This window comes from Dellaglioa sp. CoH-57-MRSF-20 (genome assembly GCF_056781955.1).
The window spans coordinates 17,094-38,196 of record NZ_JBXAXV010000003.1 but is presented as its reverse complement, the minus strand read 5'-3'; the positions used below and the strand labels follow the sequence as shown (position 1 = coordinate 38,196).

21 protein-coding genes and 1 tRNA gene are annotated in these 21,103 nt (G+C 33.9%); 17 read left to right on the top strand and 5 right to left on the bottom strand.

Translation table 11 applies throughout. The features are described 5' to 3' along the window. Positions 1-34 precede the first annotated feature (34 nt). A complete protein-coding gene (locus AC1RPN_RS03885; RefSeq protein WP_481761624.1) occupies positions 35-598 on the bottom strand; it encodes a GNAT family N-acetyltransferase in 564 nt (187 codons plus the stop codon). A 130-nt stretch (positions 599-728) separates the two neighbouring features. Here AC1RPN_RS03885 and AC1RPN_RS03880 point away from each other — a divergent pair, with 130 nt between their 5' ends. The 3 genes from AC1RPN_RS03880 to AC1RPN_RS03870 all read left to right on the top strand — a co-directional run bounded on the left by AC1RPN_RS03880 (position 729) and on the right by AC1RPN_RS03870 (position 4,045). Next, positions 729-2,165 (top strand): amino acid ABC transporter substrate-binding protein/permease, encoded by a 1,437-nt coding sequence (locus AC1RPN_RS03880; protein WP_481761439.1) that lies wholly within the window; start codon positions 729-731, stop codon positions 2,163-2,165. Continuing rightward, the gene (locus tag AC1RPN_RS03875) at positions 2,165-2,902 is read left to right on the top strand and encodes an amino acid ABC transporter ATP-binding protein (protein ID WP_481761438.1); all 738 of its coding nucleotides are present in this window, start codon (positions 2,165-2,167) and stop codon (positions 2,900-2,902) included. The genes AC1RPN_RS03880 and AC1RPN_RS03875 overlap by 1 nt, the downstream gene beginning before the upstream one ends. A 180-nt stretch (positions 2,903-3,082) precedes the next feature. Continuing rightward, on the top strand, positions 3,083-4,045 hold the full coding sequence (locus tag AC1RPN_RS03870; RefSeq protein ID WP_481761437.1) for a zinc-binding dehydrogenase: 963 nt from the start codon (positions 3,083-3,085) through the stop codon (positions 4,043-4,045). Between the two features lie 215 nt (positions 4,046-4,260). Here AC1RPN_RS03870 and AC1RPN_RS03865 read toward each other — a convergent pair whose 3' ends face one another. Next, entirely contained in the window at positions 4,261-5,127 is an 867-nt protein-coding gene (locus AC1RPN_RS03865; protein ID WP_481761436.1) for a Cof-type HAD-IIB family hydrolase, read from the bottom strand. 126 nt (positions 5,128-5,253) lie between these two features. Here AC1RPN_RS03865 and AC1RPN_RS03860 point away from each other — a divergent pair, with 126 nt between their 5' ends. The 3 genes from AC1RPN_RS03860 to tsaE are packed head-to-tail and all read left to right on the top strand — an operon-like array spanning position 5,254 to position 7,411. Next, complete coding sequence (locus AC1RPN_RS03860) at positions 5,254-5,934, top strand: uracil-DNA glycosylase (RefSeq protein WP_481761435.1); 681 nt, start codon at positions 5,254-5,256, stop codon at positions 5,932-5,934. A 15-nt stretch (positions 5,935-5,949) separates the two neighbouring features. Further along, the gene (gene pta / locus AC1RPN_RS03855; protein WP_481761434.1) at positions 5,950-6,939 is read left to right on the top strand and encodes a phosphate acetyltransferase; all 990 of its coding nucleotides are present in this window, start codon (positions 5,950-5,952) and stop codon (positions 6,937-6,939) included. A gap of 16 nt (positions 6,940-6,955) precedes the next feature. After that, a complete protein-coding gene (gene tsaE / locus AC1RPN_RS03850; RefSeq protein WP_481761433.1) occupies positions 6,956-7,411 on the top strand; it encodes a tRNA (adenosine(37)-N6)-threonylcarbamoyltransferase complex ATPase subunit type 1 TsaE in 456 nt (151 codons plus the stop codon). A 51-nt stretch (positions 7,412-7,462) separates the two neighbouring features. On the opposite strand, the gene AC1RPN_RS03845 is transcribed toward tsaE, so the two are convergent. After that, complete coding sequence (locus AC1RPN_RS03845) at positions 7,463-7,936, bottom strand: glutathione peroxidase (protein WP_481761432.1); 474 nt, start codon at positions 7,934-7,936, stop codon at positions 7,463-7,465. 81 nt (positions 7,937-8,017) lie between these two features. Next, on the bottom strand, positions 8,018-8,551 hold the full coding sequence (locus tag AC1RPN_RS03840; protein ID WP_409022237.1) for a 3'-5' exonuclease: 534 nt from the start codon (positions 8,549-8,551) through the stop codon (positions 8,018-8,020). Positions 8,552-8,740: 189 nt separating this feature from the next. Here AC1RPN_RS03840 and murB point away from each other — a divergent pair, with 189 nt between their 5' ends. Together murB and AC1RPN_RS03830 are read left to right on the top strand one after the other, a co-directional pair. Next, on the top strand, positions 8,741-9,640 hold the full coding sequence (gene murB / locus AC1RPN_RS03835; protein ID WP_481761431.1) for a UDP-N-acetylmuramate dehydrogenase: 900 nt from the start codon (positions 8,741-8,743) through the stop codon (positions 9,638-9,640). A gap of 20 nt (positions 9,641-9,660) precedes the next feature. Continuing rightward, entirely contained in the window at positions 9,661-11,778 is a 2,118-nt protein-coding gene (locus AC1RPN_RS03830; RefSeq protein ID WP_481761430.1) for a cation:proton antiporter, read from the top strand. A 38-nt stretch (positions 11,779-11,816) separates the two neighbouring features. On the opposite strand, the gene AC1RPN_RS03825 is transcribed toward AC1RPN_RS03830, so the two are convergent. Then, a complete protein-coding gene (locus AC1RPN_RS03825; RefSeq protein WP_481761429.1) occupies positions 11,817-12,473 on the bottom strand; it encodes a DUF1361 domain-containing protein in 657 nt (218 codons plus the stop codon). A gap of 156 nt (positions 12,474-12,629) precedes the next feature. Here AC1RPN_RS03825 and cdaA point away from each other — a divergent pair, with 156 nt between their 5' ends. From cdaA to AC1RPN_RS03780, 9 genes are all read left to right on the top strand, one after another. Further along, positions 12,630-13,472, top strand: coding sequence for a diadenylate cyclase CdaA (gene cdaA, locus AC1RPN_RS03820; protein ID WP_409022241.1), 843 nt, complete (start codon positions 12,630-12,632; stop codon positions 13,470-13,472). Next, the gene (locus AC1RPN_RS03815; RefSeq protein WP_481761428.1) at positions 13,469-14,602 is read left to right on the top strand and encodes a CdaR family protein; all 1,134 of its coding nucleotides are present in this window, start codon (positions 13,469-13,471) and stop codon (positions 14,600-14,602) included. The genes cdaA and AC1RPN_RS03815 overlap by 4 nt, the downstream gene beginning before the upstream one ends. Positions 14,603-14,623: 21 nt before the next feature. Further along, positions 14,624-15,979 (top strand): phosphoglucosamine mutase, encoded by a 1,356-nt coding sequence (gene glmM, locus AC1RPN_RS03810; protein ID WP_409022243.1) that lies wholly within the window; start codon positions 14,624-14,626, stop codon positions 15,977-15,979. Between the two features lie 215 nt (positions 15,980-16,194). After that, positions 16,195-18,012: a glutamine--fructose-6-phosphate transaminase (isomerizing) gene (gene glmS / locus AC1RPN_RS03805; RefSeq protein ID WP_481761427.1), complete on the top strand. Its 1,818-nt coding sequence runs from the start codon at positions 16,195-16,197 to the stop codon at positions 18,010-18,012. Between the two features lie 150 nt (positions 18,013-18,162). Further along, positions 18,163-18,873 carry a glucosamine-6-phosphate deaminase gene (locus tag AC1RPN_RS03800; RefSeq protein WP_481761426.1) on the top strand — a complete coding sequence of 237 codons (711 nt, stop codon included), beginning with the start codon at positions 18,163-18,165 and terminating at the stop codon, positions 18,871-18,873. A gap of 150 nt (positions 18,874-19,023) precedes the next feature. Next, a complete protein-coding gene (locus tag AC1RPN_RS03795) occupies positions 19,024-20,088 on the top strand; it encodes an ABC transporter ATP-binding protein (protein WP_481761425.1) in 1,065 nt (354 codons plus the stop codon). A 235-nt stretch (positions 20,089-20,323) separates the two neighbouring features. Continuing rightward, the gene (locus tag AC1RPN_RS03790; RefSeq protein WP_409022247.1) at positions 20,324-20,632 is read left to right on the top strand and encodes a hypothetical protein; all 309 of its coding nucleotides are present in this window, start codon (positions 20,324-20,326) and stop codon (positions 20,630-20,632) included. A 77-nt stretch (positions 20,633-20,709) separates the two neighbouring features. Further along, positions 20,710-20,781: transfer RNA gene (locus tag AC1RPN_RS03785), tRNA-Asn, on the top strand. Between the two features lie 151 nt (positions 20,782-20,932). Then, entirely contained in the window at positions 20,933-21,085 is a 153-nt protein-coding gene (locus AC1RPN_RS03780; protein WP_409022248.1) for a hypothetical protein, read from the top strand. The last annotated feature ends 18 nt before the right edge of the window (positions 21,086-21,103 follow it).

The window sequence follows — 21,103 nt, the reverse complement described above, 5'->3', positions numbered from 1 at the left end:
GCTAAATTTATTTTTAGCAGACCTTTTTATTTATTTAAATATCTTTTTGCATATGATGATAGTCATGACCACTAATAATCATGTTACCAACAGTTTTAAAGCCCATTTTTGTGTATAACTTTTCTGCTTTAGGATTTGCAAAGTCGACGTTTAAGCCAATCTTTGTTTTTCCAGCTGCACGGGCAATCTCGGGAAGAGACTCTAGAAGTTTTGTGCCGATGCCTTGTCCTTGGAAATCTGGTGAAACAGCAAGGGTATCAAGGTACCATTCATTTGGATAAACTTCTGAGTCTGGAAAGAGTTCAGTTGTTTCAGGTAAACCAATTTGTGGGAAAAATTGATTCATAGCAAGATCAAGATGGTCTTCATCTTCATCCGGATAACCAAATGCTATCCCAGCAACCTTACCATCAATATCGGCAATTTGAACACGACCGTAGCTGTAACGGTAGTCTTCTGTTTCAAATGCAAGCTCTAGCACTTTGAATAGGTCGGGTAATGGAATTTCTTGAAGAATAGGAATTTCCATATCTTCTAAAATAATATTCACTAAAGGAACGACCTCGTGTGCATCTTTTTTTGTTGCTCTTCTAATAATCATATAAACCATCCTTTCCTGAATATCTCTAGTGTATAGGGTACTTAAATAATTGTCAAAACAACTAAATTGCTTGCTAAGTGTAGATATGTTATATTATGTTACATCAAAATGTTTTGGGGAGGATATTATGAAAAAATGGCAGTCAATGATCATGTCAATCATGGTCGCATGTGTATTTTTATTATTTTTACATAGTAATCAAGTAAATGCAGCAGAAAAGACGTATACAATCGGGACTGATGTAACTTATGCACCATTTGAATATCAAGCAGAAGATGGTAAATCATATGTTGGTATTGATATGGATATAATGCGAGCCATTGCTAAAGAGGAAGGATTTAAAGTTGATATTAAAGCCTTAGGGTTTAATGCAGCGGTTCAAGCATTAGATGCTAACCAAATTGATGGGGTTATGGCTGGTATGATGATAACTCCAGAACGTCGTGTTAAATTTGATTTCTCAGATAGTTATTATGAAGCTGGGGTAGCTATGGCTGTTGGTAAAAACAGTTCAATTAAATCTTTGGATGATTTAAGAGGGAAAAAGGTAGCGATTAAAGTTGGTACAGCTGCCGGAGAATTCGTAAACTCAATTAAAAAACAATATAATATTACAACAACAACTTTTGATGATTCAAGTAACATGTATGACGATGTTGTGACAGGAAATTCCGATGCGACTTTTGATGATAAACCAGTTTTAGCATATGGTGTTAAGAATGGTATTGAAATGAAAGTAGTTGGTAAAACATATGAAAAAGGTGAATATGGATTCGCCGTTAAAAAAGGGCAAAATAAAGAATTAATAACAAAATTTAATGCCGGGCTAAAGAAACTTAAAGCTAACGGTGAATATAAAAAGATTGTTGATAAGTACACTGGAACGAACGCAAAAAATGCTAACTCTAAAAATTCTCGAACAATTTTAGGTTTATTGAAAACAAATAGTGGCTCATTATTAGAAGGATTTAAACAAACAATGTTATTAACAATTGTGGCTATTGTTTGTGCAACAGTTTTAGGGATTATTTTAGGTATGATGGGTGTTGCGCCAAATAAATGGCTTAATGGGCTTTCAAGTACATTAATTTACATTTTCCGTGGCCTACCGCTAATTGTATTGGCCTTCTTTATCTACATTGGTATTCCTAATTTAACCGGGAGCAAGATTCCAGCATTTGTGGCAGGTATTATAACCTTAACGTTAAATGAAGGTGCGTATACAGCGGCCTTTGTTAAAGGTGGGATTAAGGCTGTTGATAATGGCCAAATGGAAGCTGCTCGTAGTCTAGGATTACCTTATGGAAAAGCAATGATGAAAGTCATTATGCCACAAGGAATTAAGATTATGATTCCATCATTTATTAATCAATTTATTATTACGTTGAAAGATACGTCAATTTTATCTGTTATCGGTATTTTAGAATTAACGCAAACAGGTAAGATTATAATCGCAAGAAACCTTGAAGGATTCAAGATGTGGTTGATTATCGCGGTGATTTATCTCGTTATCATAACGTTATTAACGTGGTTATCTAATTTAGTCGAAAGGAAGATTAAATAATGGCAGCTAAAATTCAAGTTAAAAATTTGAAAAAAAACTATGGTTCAAATGAAGTTTTGAAGGGGTTAGATATTTCAGTTGCAGAAAAAGAAGTTGTCTGCATGATTGGACCTTCCGGTTCTGGGAAAAGTACCTTTTTACGTTGTTTAAATAAATTAGAAGATTTAACTTCCGGTTCAATTATTATTGAGGGGCATGATATAAGTGATCCAAAAACTGATTTAAATGTTGTTCGTCAAAATATTGGCATGGTATTTCAACATTTTAATTTGTTTCCACATTTAACCGTTCTTGAAAATATTATTTTAGCGCCTGTTGAATTAAAAAAAGAAACAAAAGAAGAAGCAACTAAGGAAGCAAAACGTCTTTTATCCCAAGTTGGTTTGAGTGATAAAGCAGATGCTGCACCTGCTTCGTTATCTGGTGGTCAAAAACAACGTGTCGCAATCGCACGCGCACTTGCAATGAAACCAGATATTATGTTATTTGATGAACCAACGTCTGCACTTGATCCAGAAATGGTTGGGGATGTTTTAGATGTTATGAAACAACTTGCGAGGGATGGTATGACAATGGTTGTTGTCACACATGAAATGGGTTTTGCTAAAGAAGTGGCTGATCGTGTGGTCTTTATGGCTGATGGTTACATTTTAGAAAGTAGTACACCAGATGAAATATTTAGTAATCCGCAAAATGATAGAACAAAAGATTTCTTAAACAAAGTTTTAAATGCATAAAAAGTGCAAACTAATTAAATCTTTCGGCCTTTCATTAATTTTTGGTGGGGCAAGCATTGTAAAAGGTCCTAATCACTTCGCGTGGTGGTTAGGATTTTTTATGTATAGTTACTAAAAATTAGGATGTTTACGATGATTTGAATTGAAAAAAGCTTTTTAGCAAAGGAGAAAAGTAAAATTATGAAAGCAATTGTTGTTAATGAAGCAGGAGGAACAGATAAGCTTATTTACCAAGAGGTAAATTTACCTAAAATAAAAGCTAACTGGTCCTTAATTAAAATAAAAGGGTTTGGTATCAATAGATCGGAGATTTTTACGAGAGAGGGAAAATCGCCAACTGTTTTGTTTCCTAGGGTTTTAGGCATTGAATGTGTGGGTGTTGTTGAAGAAACGAGCGATCCTGAAAGATTACCTATAGGGAAAAAAGTTATTTCCATTATGGGAGAAATGGGACGCGCATTTGATGGCAGCTATGCTGAATATGTAGCATTACCAAATAACCAAATATATCCAATAACAACAAATATATCTTGGAAAGAACTTGCGACTATTCCTGAAACGTACTATACAGCATTTGGTTCAATGAAAAACTTAAAAATTACAAAAAAAGATAAAATTTTAGTTAGAGGCGCCACAAGTGGAGTAGGTATTTCATTTCTTAAATTGTTGAAGGCCAGATATCCTGATATTGTAATTGATGGTACTAGTCGGAGCCAAGCAAAAAATGAGCAATTATTGTCCGCTGGTTTTAATGATGTAATAATAGATAAGACTGGTGTATTAGAGACTGAAAAGAAGTATGACAAAATTTTAGAATTAATTGGCCCTGCCACTATAAAAGATAGTTTTCAACATTTAAACGAAGGAGGCATTTTATGTAGTACGGGACAATTAGGAGGTAAATGGTTTTTAGAAGAATTTGATCCGATTATAGATATCGAGAAAAATAGTTACCTCACTAGTTTTTACTCTGACAATGTCAGTCAGGATAAATTGAATGATCTGTTGGACTACATTTCAAAATATGATGTTGATGTGAAACCAGAAAAAAACTTCAAACTAAGTGAAGTTCCTTTAGCGCATGCTTACTTACAAAATCAGGATAGTTTTGGGAAAGTAATCGTGTTACTAACAACTGAATAAAGATAAGTACCAAATTGGTTAGCGACGTATTATGGGTTTCATAATTGATAGTTGGAGAGTAACAGGGCTGATTGATTACGTAACAAAAGTCTTATGGCTTTTGTTTTTTTCGTTGTAAAAAAACTGTTATTGGTAATAGTTTTTAAACTACTATCAACAACAGTTTTTATAGACTTATTTTTTCTAATTAATTACACTTTTTAGTCTCAATCGATTTATTTTTCAGCTAACTGTTCAAGAATAGCTAAGCCAACACCATCTTCAGAATTTGTTTTTGCTGAATGATTGGCAATACGTTTTACCTCGTCGTGGCCATTTTCCATGGCGTAACTGACGCCTGCAACTTTTAACATAGAAACATCATTTAAGTTATCTCCAATTGCCATGACATCTGACATTGGGATATTAAGTTCTTTAGCGAAAGCTTGGAGTGCAATCCCTTTTTGGGCATTTACGTTGTTAATTTCAAGGTTAGTAGGTGCAGAAGAGGTAACAACAAGTGAGTCTTCTTCTTCAATTTTTGCTTTTAAAGGGAGTAATTCTTCTTGACCATCCATACTGAAAACAATTAATTTAAAAATATCAATTTTTGAATCATCGATGACTGTTTGGTAATCATCAACGTAATTGATATTCATTAATTCAAGACGAGCTGCAGCTAATGAAACAGCCATTTTAAATGGTGTATCTGGATTTGTATCAGAGATTAGACGCGCTACATTTTGAATACGGTTTGCACGATTATCAGAATAAACACCGTTTGAGGTTGTCATTTCAAAGTAAAAATTTTCTTTTTTGAATGTTTGAACTAAAGTTTGAACGACTTTTTTTGAAATAGGTGTTGTACTAAGTGTTTTACCATTTCCATCTAAAACTTCTGCGCCGTTAAATGTAATCATTGGACTATTGAACCCGGCTGCTGTAATTAAAGGTTTAACTTCAGTATAGCCACGGCCAGTAGAAACGATAAAGTGGACTCCTAATGCTTGTGCTTGTTTAATCGCATCGGCGTTTTTTTCTGAAATCACCATTTGATCATTTAGTAAAGTACCATCCATATCTGATGCAATAATTTTTATCATAAATTCAACACTCCTCTAATCTTATTTACTGGTTTCATTTTAACATGAAACCGCTCGATATTTTAATCAAATCATTTATTTTTGTATTCACTAATATGGTAAACTTAATCTGTGAGGTGTTAGACAATGAATATTAATGTCGATAATGATTGGCAACCCATTTTGACCGAAGAGCTTGCAAAATCTAAATATGCTGATTTAGAAACGTTTATTGATAATGAATATCAAAATGAGACGATTTATCCGGAAAAAAATCGCATTTTTGAAAGCTTTGAACTGACCCCATTTTCTGACGTTAGAGTTTGTTTATTGGGACAGGATCCTTATCATGAAAAGCATCAAGCTCATGGGTTGAGTTTTTCTGTTTTACCAGGAGAAAAAATTCCACCTTCTTTACGGAATATGTATAAAGAATTGGAAACAGATTTAGGAATTCCACCAGCTAATCATGGCTATTTGAAGAGTTGGGCGGAGCAAGGTGTTTTGATGTTAAATTCAGTCTTAACTGTAAGAGATGGCGCCGCTAATTCTCATCGTAATCATGGATGGGAATTATTAACAGATGGTGTGATTGAACGATTATCCGAATCTTCACAGACAATTATTTTTGTTTTATGGGGGAAGACAGCCCAAGATAAGATTAAATTAATTGATACAGATCACAATATTGTGATAACATCACCTCATCCAAGTCCGTTATCTGCTTACCGCGGTTTTTTTGGATCGAAACCATTTTCACAAATAAATCAAAATTTAATAAGTCAGGGATTGCCACCGATTAACTGGCAATTACCCAGTAACACTTAATTAGGAGGAAATGATATGTCATTATTTGAAAGTTTGAAAAGCAAAATTGAAAGTAAAAAAATTAAAATAGTTTTTCCTGAAGGGGAAGAAGAACGTATTCTAAGAGCAGCCGTTAAATTAGCAGAAGATAATTTGGCAGAACCTATTTTATTGGGGGATGTTGCAAAAATGAAAGAGTTAGCCACAAAGCTCGATTTAACTCTTGATGGTATCGGTGTAGAATTACTTGATCCTAAACAATATTCTGAAACAGATTTTAATGAGATGAAAACGGCCTTTGTTGAACGACGTAAGGGTAAAAATACACCTGAACAAGCTGAAGAAATGTTACGCGATGTTAATTATTTCGGTACAATGCTCGTTTACATGGGATTAGCTGAAGGGATGGTTTCTGGAGCTGTTCACGCTACTGGAGATACCGTTCGACCTGCATTACAAATTATTAAAACGAAACCAGGCGTGAGTCGGACAAGTGGTGCCTTTATTATGACCAGAAATAATGATACAGAAAAGTATTTATTTTCTGATGCTGCGATCAGTATTAATCCAACTGCTCAAGAATTAGCAGAAATGGCAATTGCAAGCATTCAGACGGCTCGTCTCTTTGATATTGATCCCAAAGTAGCAATGCTTAGTTTTTCAACTAAAGGTTCAGCTAAAGCACCAGAGGTATCAAAGGTAGCAGAAGCAACTGAAATTGCACAAAAACTAGCACCAAATGAAGCGATTGACGGCGAATTACAATTTGATGCTGCTTTTGTACCGAGTGTTGGTGAACAAAAAGCACCTGGATCAAAGGTTGCAGGACAAGCAAATGTTTTCATTTTCCCTGAATTACAATCTGGAAATATTGGCTACAAAATTGCACAACGTTTAGGTGGATTTGAAGCTATCGGACCTATCCTACAAGGATTAAACCAACCGGTTTCAGATTTATCTCGTGGTGCTAACGTAGAAGAAATTTACAAGGTTGGTATTATTACAGCTGCGCAAAGTTTAGAATGAAATGGTGAAATAATTAATGAATATTGAAGTCAGTTCTGTAGAAGAAACACAAGAAATTGCCGAAAAAATTGGACAGCTTGTTGAACCTAATATGATTTTGTTATTGGATGGTGATTTAGGCGCAGGAAAGACAACTTTTGCTAAAGGCTTAGCCGTTGGGTTAGGGATCAAGCGGAACGTTAAAAGTCCAACATTTCCAATTGTGAGAGAATATCGTGAGGGCCGTTTGCCGTTATTTCATATGGATGTTTACCGACTTGAAGGGATGGGCGGCGCAGATTTAGGGTTAGATGAATATTTTAATTCTGATGGTGTGAGTGTTGTTGAATGGTCTGAATTTATTCAGGATGAATTACCAAATGATTGGTTAAAAATTACATTATTGAAAGATGATCATGATGATAATTTACGTACTATCGAATTAGAAAGTAATGGATTACAATATGATAATATGTTGGCCCATTTCAACTAAAAAAACAAGTTAGCTGATAGCCTCTAAATGGGGGTATCAGCTAACTTGTTTTTATTTAACCAATTTTTCGATTTCTGGTTTCATCTTTAAAGGATTAGTCTTAGGTGCATAACGTTTAACAACTTGTCCATCACGATTAACTAAAAATTTAGTGAAGTTCCATTTAATTGAGCTACCCAACACGCCTTGCGTTTCATCAGTCAGGTATTTAAATAGTGGTAACGCATCTTCTCCATTTACATTTTGAATGGTATGCATTGGAAAACTAACGCCATATGTCATACGACAGGTAGCTGCTGCTTGCGCATCATTATCGACTTCTTGATGGAATTGATTCGATGGAAACCCAAGTACCACTAATCCTTGGTCTTGATAATCCTCATATAATTCTTCTAATTGTTTAAATTGTGGCGCAAAACCACATTTAGTGGCTGTATTAACAATTAATAAAGGGTGATCCTTGTACTTTTCTAATGAATAAGTTTCACCATTTTCTAGTGTAACCTGATAATCATAAATTGACATTGTAATTTCCCCCAATTTGGTTTGATTACGGTCATCATATAACAGTTTAAACAGTAGCCCTATTAATGTGCTTAAATTTGATTATGCTGGCTTCACAAATGGTTTTAAAATTTCTTGTCCAAATTCGTGTTCTTGATAGAGTAAGATATTGGCACAAGCAACGGAATCATCTAAGGCATTGTGATGATTTGTTAACGTGATTCCCAATTCATCACAAACCGTATTTAATTTATGATTTGGAAATTCTGGGAATAATTTACGACTTGTTCTAACCGTATCTAACAATAAAAATTGGGGTGTCTCTAATCCATAATAACCCAATGTATTATGCAAAATACTGTTATCAAAGGGGGCATTATGTGCCACGATTAAACTATTGTTCTGGAAAAGTGGCGAAATATGTGACCATAGTTCTGGAAACTTTGGTGCAAATTCAACGTCTTCTTCGTGAATACCATGAATTTGAACATTACGCCAATTAAAAGGTGTTTCCGGTTTAATAAGTGAATAAAATTCATCAACGATTTGATTATTTCGAACAACTGTTAAAGCAATTGAACAGGCGCTATGACGCTGATTATTAGCAGTTTCAAAATCCATTGTAACAAAATTCATAATTAACTCCTTTTTAATTCGATATGACTGATAAGGTTATTAAAATACTCGGTCTAATAATGTTAATAAAGTATAACAGTTAGGTTATACAATTAAAAGTCGCTTGTTTGTGCGTTAAAATAGAAAAATAAACATTGAACGTGTTAAACTAGAAGGAATTGCTAAATGTTGAAAGGAATCGAATAAATAATGATAATTGACACTTTTGTAGAACTATTTCCATCTATTAAAATTTTAAAAAATGAACCACTTGCTAAATATACAAATACTGAAACGGGAGGGATGGCTGATCTTTTAGCTTTTCCTGATGCAGTGTCAGATGTTAAAATTTTGGTGAATACAGCCAATGAAAATGGTATTCCTTTAACTGTTTTAGGAAATTCGAGTAATCTAGTTGTGAAAGATGGCGGTATTCGTGGACTTGTAATCATTTTAACGGATATGGATAAAATTGCTGTATCTGGGACGAAAATTATAGCGCAAGCTGGTGCCTCACTTATTGAGACAACAGAAGAAGCTTACCAAGCTGGCTTGACTAATTTTGAATTTGCTGCTGGGATTCCTGGGAGTGTTGGTGGTGCCGTATTTATGAATGCTGGTGCATATGATGGTGATATCAGCCAGGTATTGAGTGAAGTTAGTGTTATTACACGTACTGGTTATGTGAAAACACTAGTTAACGAAGAAATGAACTTTGACTATCGTCATAGTCAAATTCAAGATGATAATGACATCATATTAGAAGCAACCTTTGTATTAAAAGAAGGTAATAAATATGATATCCGTGAAAAAATGGATGAGTTTAACTTTTTACGTGCATCTAAACAACCTTTAGAGTACCCATCATGTGGAAGTGTTTTTAAGCGACCTGATGGACACTATACTGGTGTACTAGTTCACGAAGCTGGGTTACAAGGCTACCAAATTGGTGGCGCACAAGTATCAAAGAAACATGCCGGGTTTATTGTTAATGTAGACGGCGCTACTGCAACAGATTATATGGATGTTATTAAGCATGTTCAAAACGTTGTGTGGGAAAAATTTAAGGTTAGATTAGAAACGGAAGTTAGAATTATCGGAGAAGACTAAAGTAGAAAGGAAGATGGTAAATGCCGCTACTTGAATCGGTTATTGTTTTAGCTGCACTTGTTTTACTATCAAATGTTATCAGTCATTATCTGGTTTCAATACCCGTTGGATTGATCCAGATAGCATTAGGCTTTGTCGTTGCCTTAATTTTTAAAGTCTCAATTGAGTTAGAAACAGATTGGTTCTTATTACTCTTTATTGCGCCACTATTATTTAATGATGGTCGAAAATTTCCAAAACGTGAATTGTGGAAATTAAGAGGTTCCATTTTTGCGAATGCCATATTATTGGTTTTCTTAACAACTGTGGTAGTTGGATTTTTCATTCATCTTTTGATTCCAAAAATGCCATTAGCAGTTGGATTCGCACTGGCAGCTATTTTGTCACCAACGGATCCAGTTGCTGTGCAATCGATTGCTGAAAAAGCAAAATTACCAAGTAATATTTTAAATTTGGTTAGTGGTGAAAGTTTAATTAATGACGCAAGTGGATTAATTGCCTTTAAATACGCGATTGCTGCTGCGGTTACTGGCTATTTTTCATTTGGACAGGCGCTTGGTGATTTTACGTATATTGCGATTGTTGGTTTTATCTCGGGAGCAGTGTTAATGTTGCTGATTTCAACAATACGAGATTTTTTAATGAGGCAAGGGATTAATGATGTTGTTTTTAATACGATATTACAAATTTTAACACCTTTCATCATTTTTCTTTTTACGGAAGAATTTTTGCATGCATCAGGTGTTATTTCGGTAGTTGTCGCTGGCGTTATCTCTAGTATGCGTAAGAATACTTTCGCGACGTACTTACCTGAAATTAAGTTAGTAACTGAAAAAACCTGGGAAATTGTGGTTTATCTCCTGAATGGATTTGTGTTTATTATTCTTGGAATTGAATTACCAATTGCGATGTCAAAGACATTAGAAGATAACAATAGTAGTACTCTTTCGGCTATTATTGATGTTTTTGTCGTCTGGCTCTTTTTAGTCGTGATTCGTGTTGTTTGGACGTATATTAATATGTTATTAATTTCTAAGAAAAATAAATCAAAAAATAAGGCAAAGCCAAGTTGGCGTATTGCGTTAATATCAGGATTTTCAGGTGTTCGTGGTGCAATTACAATGGCTGGTGTGTTAACAGTCCCAACGATAATAAAAACAGGTGCTGCTTTTCCAGAGCGTTCATTAATGTTATTTATTGCTGGTGGCGTGATTATTTTAAGTTTAGTAGCCGCAATTTTGATATTACCTCTTTTAACTAAAGAAAAAGGAATAATGAAAACCAGTAATGAGGTTCCTGATGCTACTTTAGTTGAAGATGAGGATGCTATCATAACTAGTGATAGCGGAGATACGCAGTTCAATGAAAAGCAAGCTCGTATTTATATTATGCGAGTTGCTATTAGTCGCTTGGAATCTGAACGACGAGAATCTAATCAAAAAGTTGCCTATGAATTAATTTTAGAATATCAATTTATGATTCGTCGACTTGAGTTTTCTGATCAGGATGATGAACGATTACGCCAAATTGTTGAGGAAGAAGCAGACATTAGGCGAATTGCTTTAGATGGAGAACTCGAAGCGTTAGATAAAATGAGATTAAAGCAGGCTATTAGTAATAAAAACTATTCAATTATTAGTAAGAAAATTATGAAACAAAAAGCGAAATTAGGTCAAATTAATAATCGGAAAATCTCATTTGTAACGGTTAGAAATATTAATCATGCCTTTGTTCAATTAGGTAAGGTTGTGAGACGGACACTCTATTCTGAAAAAGAATTAAAAATGGTTTATGAACGACGAAATATAGAAAAAGCTTTAGCAAAAGCAGCTATTAAAGCACTATCAACGTATGTTAAAAAATCTGATGATGGCAATCAACAATTTAAGCAGCAAGCTATGTATCATTTGATTGTTTATTATCGTAATCGTATCGAAACATTAAAACGGACCAAAAATATTAATCAAGCCGAATCTGAGGAACAAAGTTACCAACTTAGATTAAAGGCTATTGCGGCTGAACGTTCTGCGATGCAGGAATTGATGGAACGAGGCTATATTACATGGTCATTAGCGTCAAGTTTACGTGAATATATTAATTATTCTGAAAATGTTATTATGCTTTCTGAAGAGGACTAAAAAATAGGTGTAACTCGCAATTTATATGCGAGTTACACCTATTTTATTGTTTTTCTATAGACTTCTAAGCAAATGATAATAACTAGTTGGACTATTGTTAGTAAAACGACAAAAGCTAACATTTTAATTGTCCACATATCGGCAATCAATTTTAATGTTAATTTTGGTGATGTTAGTAGGTAAACAGTGTGTAATCTTAAAAAACGACCAATATAGACACCGACAGATGACAAAATAGTTAGGCCAAATATAACGACATAACGAAAATAATAAGGTGTTAAGTGTAGTCGTTCTTTAATTTGGTCGGCAATTTGAGAAAATCCAACGAGTGCAAGTAACGTACATGATAAGGTACTTACCAACAAATAAGTATAGTTTAGCCACATATGAATATCTAATTTAATTAATCCTGTCATTATGTCATAGGGATGCAGTAAGCTTAAATGAAAAATATCAGTTAATAGGTAAGGCGCGTTCGGATAAAAGAATAGCCAAGCTGCTGTTAACAGCCAAAAATAAGTATTTGATAATTTATCTTTGATGTGAAAAGCTAATTCAATTGGCAGATAACCTAAAAATGTATTTAAGAGTAAAAAATTAAAAGGTGATTGTTGGTTGTAAACGAATAAGTAAATAATAATTAAGTAACATATAAAAAATAATCTGATACCGTGCTTTACATTTGTATTTATCATAATGGTCATCCTTTTCTATAGTAACTTCAGTGTAGCAAAAAATGAGATGAAATCAAATTAATAATCCGGTAGATAATAGAAAATATGGCGGGATGAGGAAACAAATCTAACAACGTGGTATAATAAAACGGTTAATAAAATAGAGGAGGCCGAGTGATGTCCATTAACTGGGGTGGTCTTGTAACGTGGGGGCATATGGTCAATATACTAGATATTATCGTTGTCTGGTTTGTTGTTTATGAACTCATGGTACTTTTACGAGGAACAAAAGCGGTTCAACTTTTTAGAGGAATCATAATTATTGTTGTGATTAAGCTAATTAGTGTGGTCGTTGGGCTACAAACTGTATCTTGGATTATGGATCAAGTTATCAATTGGGGTGTTATCGCCATGGTTGTTATTTTCCAACCGGAAATAAGACGTGGATTGGAACATCTTGGTCGTGGATCATTTTTTTCAAGAGGTAAACAGAAAAACAAAGACGAAGAACATATGATTGCTGGACTAGACTCAGCTATTCAATATATGTCAAAACGTCGAATTGGGGCATTAATTACTATCCAAATGAACACTGGATTGGAAGATTATATTGAAACCGGAATTGCATTAGATGCTGAAATTACGGGTGCATTATTAATCAATATTTTCATTCCCAATACACCATTGCATGATGGCGCGGTAATTATTAAAGATAATAAAATAGCTGTTGCGGCGGCTTACTTACCATTATCTGAAAGTAACTTAATTCCAAAAGAATTAGGAACTCGGCATCGTGCTGCAGTAGGTATCAGTGAAGTAACCGACGCAATTACGATTGTTGTGTCAGAAGAAACAGGTTCAGTGACAATTACGCGAAATAACGAACTTATTCGTGATTTATCACAAGAAGATTACCTTAAATTATTGAATACTGAATTAATTAAAGATGATGAACCTAAAAAGAACAACCCTTTCTGGGAATTTTTTGAACATTTCGGGCGTAAGGGGGATAAAAAATGAATCTAAATAAATTTTTTAATAGTCGCTCATTTTTTATTGGAACCTCTTTAATTTTAGCAATTTTATTATTTGTTTATGTTAATTATGATCAGTTAGCAAATACAAATAATTTTTCCGATTCAAAAACAACGAGTCTAGTTGCAAATGAATCAAAAACGATTGAGGCTGGCCTACAAATTACGGCCGATAGTGATAAATACTTTATTACTGGATATCCTAAAAATGTAAAATTAACATTGGACGGTCCTGGCGCTTTAATTACAACAACTGTGAATACACAAAACTTTAGAGTGTTTGCTGATTTAAAGGGTTTAAATCCTGGAAAACATGTTGTTAAGTTACAAGCAGAAGGATTAAACAAAGAAATTAGTTATAAAATTAGTCCCGCTACAATTTCTGTTAATATACAAAAACGTAAGACAACGACATTCCCTATTCAGGTGAAATTTAATGAACGTCGTTTAGCGCAAGGGTATAAGAGTGGGACGCCTGTTTTAGATAATAATACGATTTCTGCATCCGGTGCGGAAGGCGATGTGAATGCTATTTCAGAAGTGGTTGCACAAGTAAATGTCAGCAGCAATCAGATCAAGTCAACAATTTCACAAGAAGTCTTACTTGAGGCCTTAGATGTAAATGGTAAAACTTTAAATGTCGTCATGACCCCATCAACAGTCGGTGTTACAATACCGGTTGAGAGTACTAAAACCACTAAAAAATTACCTTTGAATTTTGTTTCAAGTGGAACTGGCGTATCTGGGAAGACGTATAAGTTTTCAAGTGATACAAAACAAGTAACGGTAACGGGTACAGAATCAACCTTAAGCAAATTAAGTAAACTTGATGTTGTGGTACCAATTAATAAGATTAGTGATTCCGTTACGAAAACAATTAGTATCGATTTGGATAAGAATAATTTAATTTCATCAAATCCAGAATCTGTTAAAGTAAAAATTAGTGCTTCTGGTGGAACCGCAGCATCAAAAACTGAAAGTAGTGAAACAACAACTGATCAGACATCGACGAGCTCTGAAACCAGTTCAGAAAGTAGTGAAAGTGCTACTTCGTCTTCATCGACAAGTTCTGATAGTTCAAGTAGTTCAAGTGAATCAACGAACGCATTAAATTAATTAATTAGTGAGGAGAAAATAATGAAATATTTTGGTACAGATGGTGTTAGAGGAATTGCAAATAAAGAACTAAGTCCTGAGTTAGCATTTAGATTGGGACGTTTAGGTGGGTATGTTCTATCAGAGCATGCACAACTTGAAAATAACGATAGACCACAAGTGCTTGTTGCGCGTGATACACGAATCTCTGGTCAAATGCTTGAACAAGCTTTGATTTCAGGGTTATTATCAGTTGGGATTGAAGTACTCTCATTAGGCGTTATTTCAACACCTGGTGTAGCGTACCTTGTACGTGCCCAAAATGCAGTTGCTGGAATTATGATTTCAGCTTCACATAATCCCGTTCAAGATAACGGCATTAAATTTTTTGGTGCGGATGGTTATAAACTATCTGATGAACAAGAAGAAGAAATTGAAGTTTTATTAGAAAAAGATTCTGATGATTTGCCAAGACCAGAAGGTGAAGGCCTTGGAGTATTAGCAGATTATCCAGAAGGTGTACTGAAATATACACAATTTTTGGAACAAACAATTCCTGATGATTTAGAAGGAATTCATGTTGGAATTGATTCAGCTAATGGCGCAACAAGTGGACTTGTTTCACGTTTGTTTGCTGATTTAAATGCTGAATTTGAAACAATGGCAACTTCGCCTGATGGATTAAATATTAATGATGGCGTTGGTTCAACACATCCAGAAGGATTAGCTAAATTTGTAGTTGAAAATAAGCTTGAAGCCGGGATTGCTTTTGATGGCGATGGTGATAGATGTATTGCTGTTGATGAATTAGGTAATATTATTGATGGCGATAAAATTATGTACATTTGTGGATTATACATGAATGAACGTGGTCGCTTGAAAAAAGAAACAGTTGTGACAACTGTTATGAGTAATATTGGACTATACAAAGCACTTGAAGCAGCTGATTTAACATCAGTTAAAACACAAGTTGGTGATCGTTATGTTGTTGAAAAAATGCGTGCTGACGGTTACAACATTGGTGGCGAACAATCTGGACATATTGTATTCTTAGATTACAATACAACTGGTGATGGGATGCTAACTGCTATTCAATTGCTAAATGTTATGAAGAAAACAGGCAAGAAGTTATCTGAATTAGCTGCAGCTGTTCAGACTTATCCACAAGAACTTGTGAATGTTAGAGTGACAGATAAGCAAGCTGCATTAGATAATCAAAAAATTAAAGATAGTATTGCAGAAGTTGAAGCAGAAATGGCCGGCGATGGCCGAGTTCTTGTGAGACCTAGTGGAACTGAAAATTTATTACGTGTTATGGCCGAAGCACCAACAGAAAAAGAAGTTAAAGCTTATGTTGATCGAATTGTGCAAACAGTTCAAACTGAAATGGGCGTTTAGAAATTAAGCGAAAGAGTCATTTGAATGAAAATTCAAATGACTCTTTTTTTATTTTAAAGTTGATTTAAAATATAGACCAATATATTAATTCTTGACAAAAAAATATCAGAAAGGTATATTAATAGATATTGATAAGGGTTACTTGTTTTTTAAACATCTATACCAATTTTAAAATAATAATAAAAAATACATTTAAAAAAAGGATGACATAAACTATGTGTGGAATTGTTGGCGTAACAGGAAAAACGAATACTGTTGAAATTTTAATTAATGGTTTGGAAAAATTAGAATACCGTGGTTATGATTCAGCCGGTATTTTTGTTGATAACAAAACGGGTGAAGATTACCTTGTTAAAGAGGCTGGACGTATTTCGAATTTGAAGTCGGCCATTGATGATAAGGTTCATGGAACTGCTGGAATTGGACATACGCGTTGGGCAACACATGGCGTACCAAGTAAATTTAATGCCCATCCTCATGTTTCTGAAGATGGCCGCTTTTACCTTGTACATAATGGCGTTATCACTAATTTTTCTGAGTTAAAAGAACAATATTTAAAAGACGTAAATTTTGTTAGTGAAACAGATACTGAGGTTGTTGTTCAATTAATTGGATATTTTGCAAATAAAGAAAATTTAACTGCTAAACAAGCATTCAAAAAAGTTTTATCATTACTTGAAGGTTCTTCATATGCTTTCTTGATGATGGATCGTGAAGAACCAGAAACATTGTTTGTGGCTAAGAATAAGAGTCCTTTATTAATTGGTGTTGGGGATGGCTTTAATGTTGTCTGCAGTGATGCCATGGCAATGTTGAAAGAAACACATGACTTCATTGAACTCATGGATGGTGAAATGGTTATTGTTAAACCTGACTCTATTGAAATTGAAAATAAAGCTGGTGAAGCCGTATCACGTGATTCATATCATGTTGAAATGGATGATAGCGATTCAGAAAAAGGCGCATATCCATTCTACATGCTAAAAGAAATCGATGAACAACCAGCTGTTATGCGACGTTTATTGAGTGAGTATGTTGAAAATGAAGAAACTGTTAAAATTGATGATAGTATTTTAAACGCAATGAAAGCTGCTGATCGCATCTATATTGTTGCTGCAGGGACAAGTTACCATGCCGGATTAGTTGGAAAAGAATTATTTGAAGGTTTAGCTAATGTACCAACAGAAGTACATGTTGCTTCAGAATTTGGTTATCATATGCCATTACTTTCAGAAAAACCATTCTTTATTTTCTTATCACAAAGTGGTGAAACAGCTGATAGCCGTCAGGTTCTTGTAAAAGTTAACGAAATGATGTACCCAAGTTTAACAATTACAAATTCAGCAAATTCTACACTTTCTCGTGAGGCAACATATACGTTATTATTACATGCTGGTCCTGAAATAGCAGTTGCCTCAACTAAGGCATATACAGCTCAAATTGCCGTTGAAGCACTTTTAGCAAAAGCGTTAGGAACAGTTACAAAACAAACAAAAGCTCTTAATTTTGATGTTTATCATGAATTAACAATGGTTGCAAATGCTATGCAAGCTATGGTTGATGATAAAGACTCAATTAATGACTTAGCGAAAGAATTCTTAAGTGAAACGCGTAACGCTTTCTATATTGGTCGTGGTATTGATTACGATGTTTCAATTGAAGCTGCACTTAAATTAAAAGAAGTCTCTTATGTTCAAACGGAAGGTTTTGCATCTGGTGAATTAAAACATGGAACTATTGCCTTGATTGAAGAAGGCACACCAGTTGTAGCTATTATTACTGATAAACCGACTGCAAGTCATACACGAGGCAATGTTCAAGAAGTCTTGGCTCGTGGAGCAAATACAATTATCATCTCAACAGAGACATTAGCAAACGAGGGTGATCAAATTGTATTACCAGATGTTTCTGACTTATTAACACCGTTAGTAAGTATTGTGCCTGCACAATTATTGGCTTACTATACAAGCCTAAACCGTGGCTATGATGTTGATAAACCTCGTAATTTAGCTAAGAGTGTTACTGTCGAATAAGATAGATTGAAGAAATGATATTACCTGTTTAAGGGTAGTATCATTTTTTTGTTTATTATTTGGTATAGACCTATTGCTTTTTTTAAAATGATATTGTATTATTGGACTATACCAATTAGAGGAATAAATAATTGAAAAGAGGACAATCAAATGAAATTAATTATTGTTAAAGACCAAAACGAGGGTGGCCAAAAAGGCTACGAAATTTTTAAAGCTGCTAAAGAAGCAAATGCTAAAGTCTTTGGACTTGCTACAGGAAGCACACCATTAACAACCTATGCCGCAATTACAGCCAGTGACTTAGATTTTACGGATTCAACATCAGTTAACTTAGATGAATATGTTGGTTTAGGTGAAAAAGATTCACAAAGTTACCGTTACTTTATGAATGAAAATTTATTTAGTAAAAAACCATTTAAGACATCTTACTTACCTAATGGTCTTGAAAGTGATTCAGAAAAAGAAACAAAACGTTATGACAAAATTATTGAAGATAATCCAATTGATTTACAAATTTTGGGTATTGGTAAAAATGGTCATATTGGATTCAATGAACCTGGAACAGCTGAAGATAGCTTGACACATAAAGTTCATTTAACGGAGTCAACGATCAAATCAAATGCACGTTTCTTTGATAACGAAAATGATGTTCCTGAATATGCTTATTCAATGGGTATTGGATCAATCATGAAGTCGCACAAGATTTTACTTGAAGCTTTTGGTGAAAGTAAGGCAGAAGCTATTAAGGGAATGATTGAAGGCCCTATAACAGAAGACCTACCTGCAAGTTTCTTACAAAATCATGATGATGTAGTTGTCATTGTTGATGAAGCAGCTGCAAGTTTATTAAAAAATAAATAAAATTATCATCCATATGTAGAACTAATTCATTTAAAGCGTTAAAATAAATGGATTGGTTCTATTTGTGTTTTGTGCTTGCTTGACGGCTGATAGTAAGTCTAGTAACATGATGACAATTGTAAGAAAATACGTTTTTAGGAAGTTGAAAAAATGGTCGATTATAAAATTAGAGTAAAAAATGTCACAAAAGAATATGACTTATTTAAAACAAAATCTGAACATATCAAATCATTCTTTTCTTTTAAAAGTACGACGGTACCTCATTTTTGGTCTCTTAAAGGAATCTCGATGGATGTTATGAGTGGAGAAACACTTGGTTTAATTGGCGTTAACGGCTCAGGTAAATCAACGTTATCCAATATTATTTCGGGGATTATTCCACAAACAACCGGTATTGTAGATGTTCGCGGAGAAACTTCTATTATTGCTATCGGCGCTGGATTGAGAGGCCAACTAACCGGATTAGAAAATATTCGATTAAAAGGTTTAATGCAGGGTCTAACTAACCAACAAATTGATGATATTTTAGATGAAATTATTAATTTTGCTGATTTAGGTGATTTTGTTTATCAACCCGTTAAAAGCTATTCTAGTGGGATGAAATCTCGTTTAGGCTTTGCTATTGCCGTGCATATTGATCCTGATATTTTGATTATTGATGAGGCATTGTCAGTTGGCGATGATACTTTTTATCAAAAATGTGTTGATAAAATTAACGAATTTAAAGAACAAGGAAAAACAATTATTTTTGTTAGTCATTCATTAAAACAAATTGAAATGCTATGCGATCGTGTCGCATGGATCCAATATGGTGATTTAAAACAAGTTGGTCCTACTAAAGAAGTTGTCACTAAATATAAAGCTTATATTGATTGGTTTAAAAAATTATCAAAAAAAGAAAAAACAGCGTACCAAAAGAAACAAAAAGAGGCTCAAAAAGCGTTTAGTATCGATGACTATCTTATTAACCAAGTAGACAAAGAAAGTGCTGATGAAGCAAATTTAGGCGTTTCAAAGCAAGTTATTACCGAAAAGGTAAAAAAGGATTTCTATGGCTCTGTTTTAAATGAAAAAATGTCTAAACCAAGTAAGGTGCTAACAGCTGTGATTTTAGTCGCTGTGGTATTCTTTAGTTTAGTAAATATATCAGGGCATTCAATAAGTCATATTATTGAGAACCCAACAAGTATTGTTCATCCAGATAATACGAAATAATAGGAAAGTGTTGGCGTAGATCATTCGACAGCACTTTTTTAATACAAACTATTGACAACGCTTACATTTGATGTTATCTTAAGTTTGTAAGGTATATGAATTACCTTTATCAATTCTCTTTCTCTCTTATGCTAGCCACTATTGCGATGTAGTGGCTTTTTTTGTGCTTGTTGTACTTATTGTCAAATGTGTTTATACTTAATTAAGAGAATAGATGTAGAAAGTTGGGTTCAATATGAAAAGTCATGAAGTTTTATCATTAATTGAAGAAATTACTAGAAAAGATGGTTCTAAATATTTTGAATTATCGAACATGGTACAAAATGGGAGAGCAGAACTTGCAGTTCAAAGAGATTTATTGAAAGAAGTCCGTATTCTACAGTTAAATATTCCCAGATCATCACACGTTATTAATTATGAAAAATATATTAATCAAAATTTTGAAATGCCACTAGAAGCATTTACTGAATATCAAGAGTGGCATAAAACAGAAGAAGCTCAAAATGATTTGAATGCGATATTAAAAGACAATCATATTGAGTAAATATTACCAAAAATATCTTTACAAAATAGGTTAACCTATGGTATAAAATAGTATAGACAGAAATGAATTATAAAGATTGCTCAGTAGTTCAGCGGTAGAACGCTTGACTGTTAATCAAGATGTCGTAGGTTCGATCCCTACCTGAGCAGTATTCATAGAGGATGATCGACTTACTGCCGGTTATCTTTTTTTATTTATGAACTTAATTTTTTGAGTCCATTATAAGAAATTAATGATTAACTTGAATTATTTCTGAATACAGTTTAAAATTAAGAGATTGTAAGAAAGGGGGATTGCGAAATGTCATCAAACAACCATACAGGTGTCGGTAACGATCGTCGTCCAGTTAATACTCCAAACAAAAAGAACCGTCGTCGTAAACAACAAGAACTTGCTACTTTCTTAAAAGAAAGCAAAGCTAACGACGCAGCAGTTGCAGCAAAAAAAGCATAATTTAGTTAAATAAATGAT

Bases quoted from the DNA above. Each gene is read 5' to 3' on its own strand.
- AC1RPN_RS03825 (WP_481761429.1), bottom strand. From the start codon at position 12,473: ATGATAAATACAAATGTAAAGCACGGTATCAGATTATTTTTTATATGT.
- AC1RPN_RS03865 (WP_481761436.1), bottom strand. From the start codon at position 5,127: ATGATAAAAATTATTGCATCAGATATGGATGGTACTTTACTAAATGAT.
- AC1RPN_RS03870 (WP_481761437.1), top strand. From the start codon at position 3,083: ATGAAAGCAATTGTTGTTAATGAAGCAGGAGGAACAGATAAGCTTATT.
- AC1RPN_RS03780 (WP_409022248.1), top strand. From the start codon at position 20,933: ATGTCATCAAACAACCATACAGGTGTCGGTAACGATCGTCGTCCAGTT.
- AC1RPN_RS03830 (WP_481761430.1), top strand. From the start codon at position 9,661: ATGCCGCTACTTGAATCGGTTATTGTTTTAGCTGCACTTGTTTTACTA.
- pta (WP_481761434.1), top strand. From the start codon at position 5,950: ATGTCATTATTTGAAAGTTTGAAAAGCAAAATTGAAAGTAAAAAAATT.
- AC1RPN_RS03800 (WP_481761426.1), top strand. From the start codon at position 18,163: ATGAAATTAATTATTGTTAAAGACCAAAACGAGGGTGGCCAAAAAGGC.
- cdaA (WP_409022241.1), top strand. From the start codon at position 12,630: ATGTCCATTAACTGGGGTGGTCTTGTAACGTGGGGGCATATGGTCAAT.
- AC1RPN_RS03840 (WP_409022237.1), bottom strand. From the start codon at position 8,551: ATGAATTTTGTTACAATGGATTTTGAAACTGCTAATAATCAGCGTCAT.
- AC1RPN_RS03880 (WP_481761439.1), top strand. From the start codon at position 729: ATGAAAAAATGGCAGTCAATGATCATGTCAATCATGGTCGCATGTGTA.
- tsaE (WP_481761433.1), top strand. From the start codon at position 6,956: ATGAATATTGAAGTCAGTTCTGTAGAAGAAACACAAGAAATTGCCGAA.
- AC1RPN_RS03875 (WP_481761438.1), top strand. From the start codon at position 2,165: ATGGCAGCTAAAATTCAAGTTAAAAATTTGAAAAAAAACTATGGTTCA.
- AC1RPN_RS03860 (WP_481761435.1), top strand. From the start codon at position 5,254: ATGAATATTAATGTCGATAATGATTGGCAACCCATTTTGACCGAAGAG.
- glmM (WP_409022243.1), top strand. From the start codon at position 14,624: ATGAAATATTTTGGTACAGATGGTGTTAGAGGAATTGCAAATAAAGAA.
- AC1RPN_RS03815 (WP_481761428.1), top strand. From the start codon at position 13,469: ATGAATCTAAATAAATTTTTTAATAGTCGCTCATTTTTTATTGGAACC.
- AC1RPN_RS03795 (WP_481761425.1), top strand. From the start codon at position 19,024: ATGGTCGATTATAAAATTAGAGTAAAAAATGTCACAAAAGAATATGAC.
- AC1RPN_RS03845 (WP_481761432.1), bottom strand. From the start codon at position 7,936: ATGTCAATTTATGATTATCAGGTTACACTAGAAAATGGTGAAACTTAT.
- glmS (WP_481761427.1), top strand. From the start codon at position 16,195: ATGTGTGGAATTGTTGGCGTAACAGGAAAAACGAATACTGTTGAAATT.
- murB (WP_481761431.1), top strand. From the start codon at position 8,741: ATGATAATTGACACTTTTGTAGAACTATTTCCATCTATTAAAATTTTA.
- AC1RPN_RS03790 (WP_409022247.1), top strand. From the start codon at position 20,324: ATGAAAAGTCATGAAGTTTTATCATTAATTGAAGAAATTACTAGAAAA.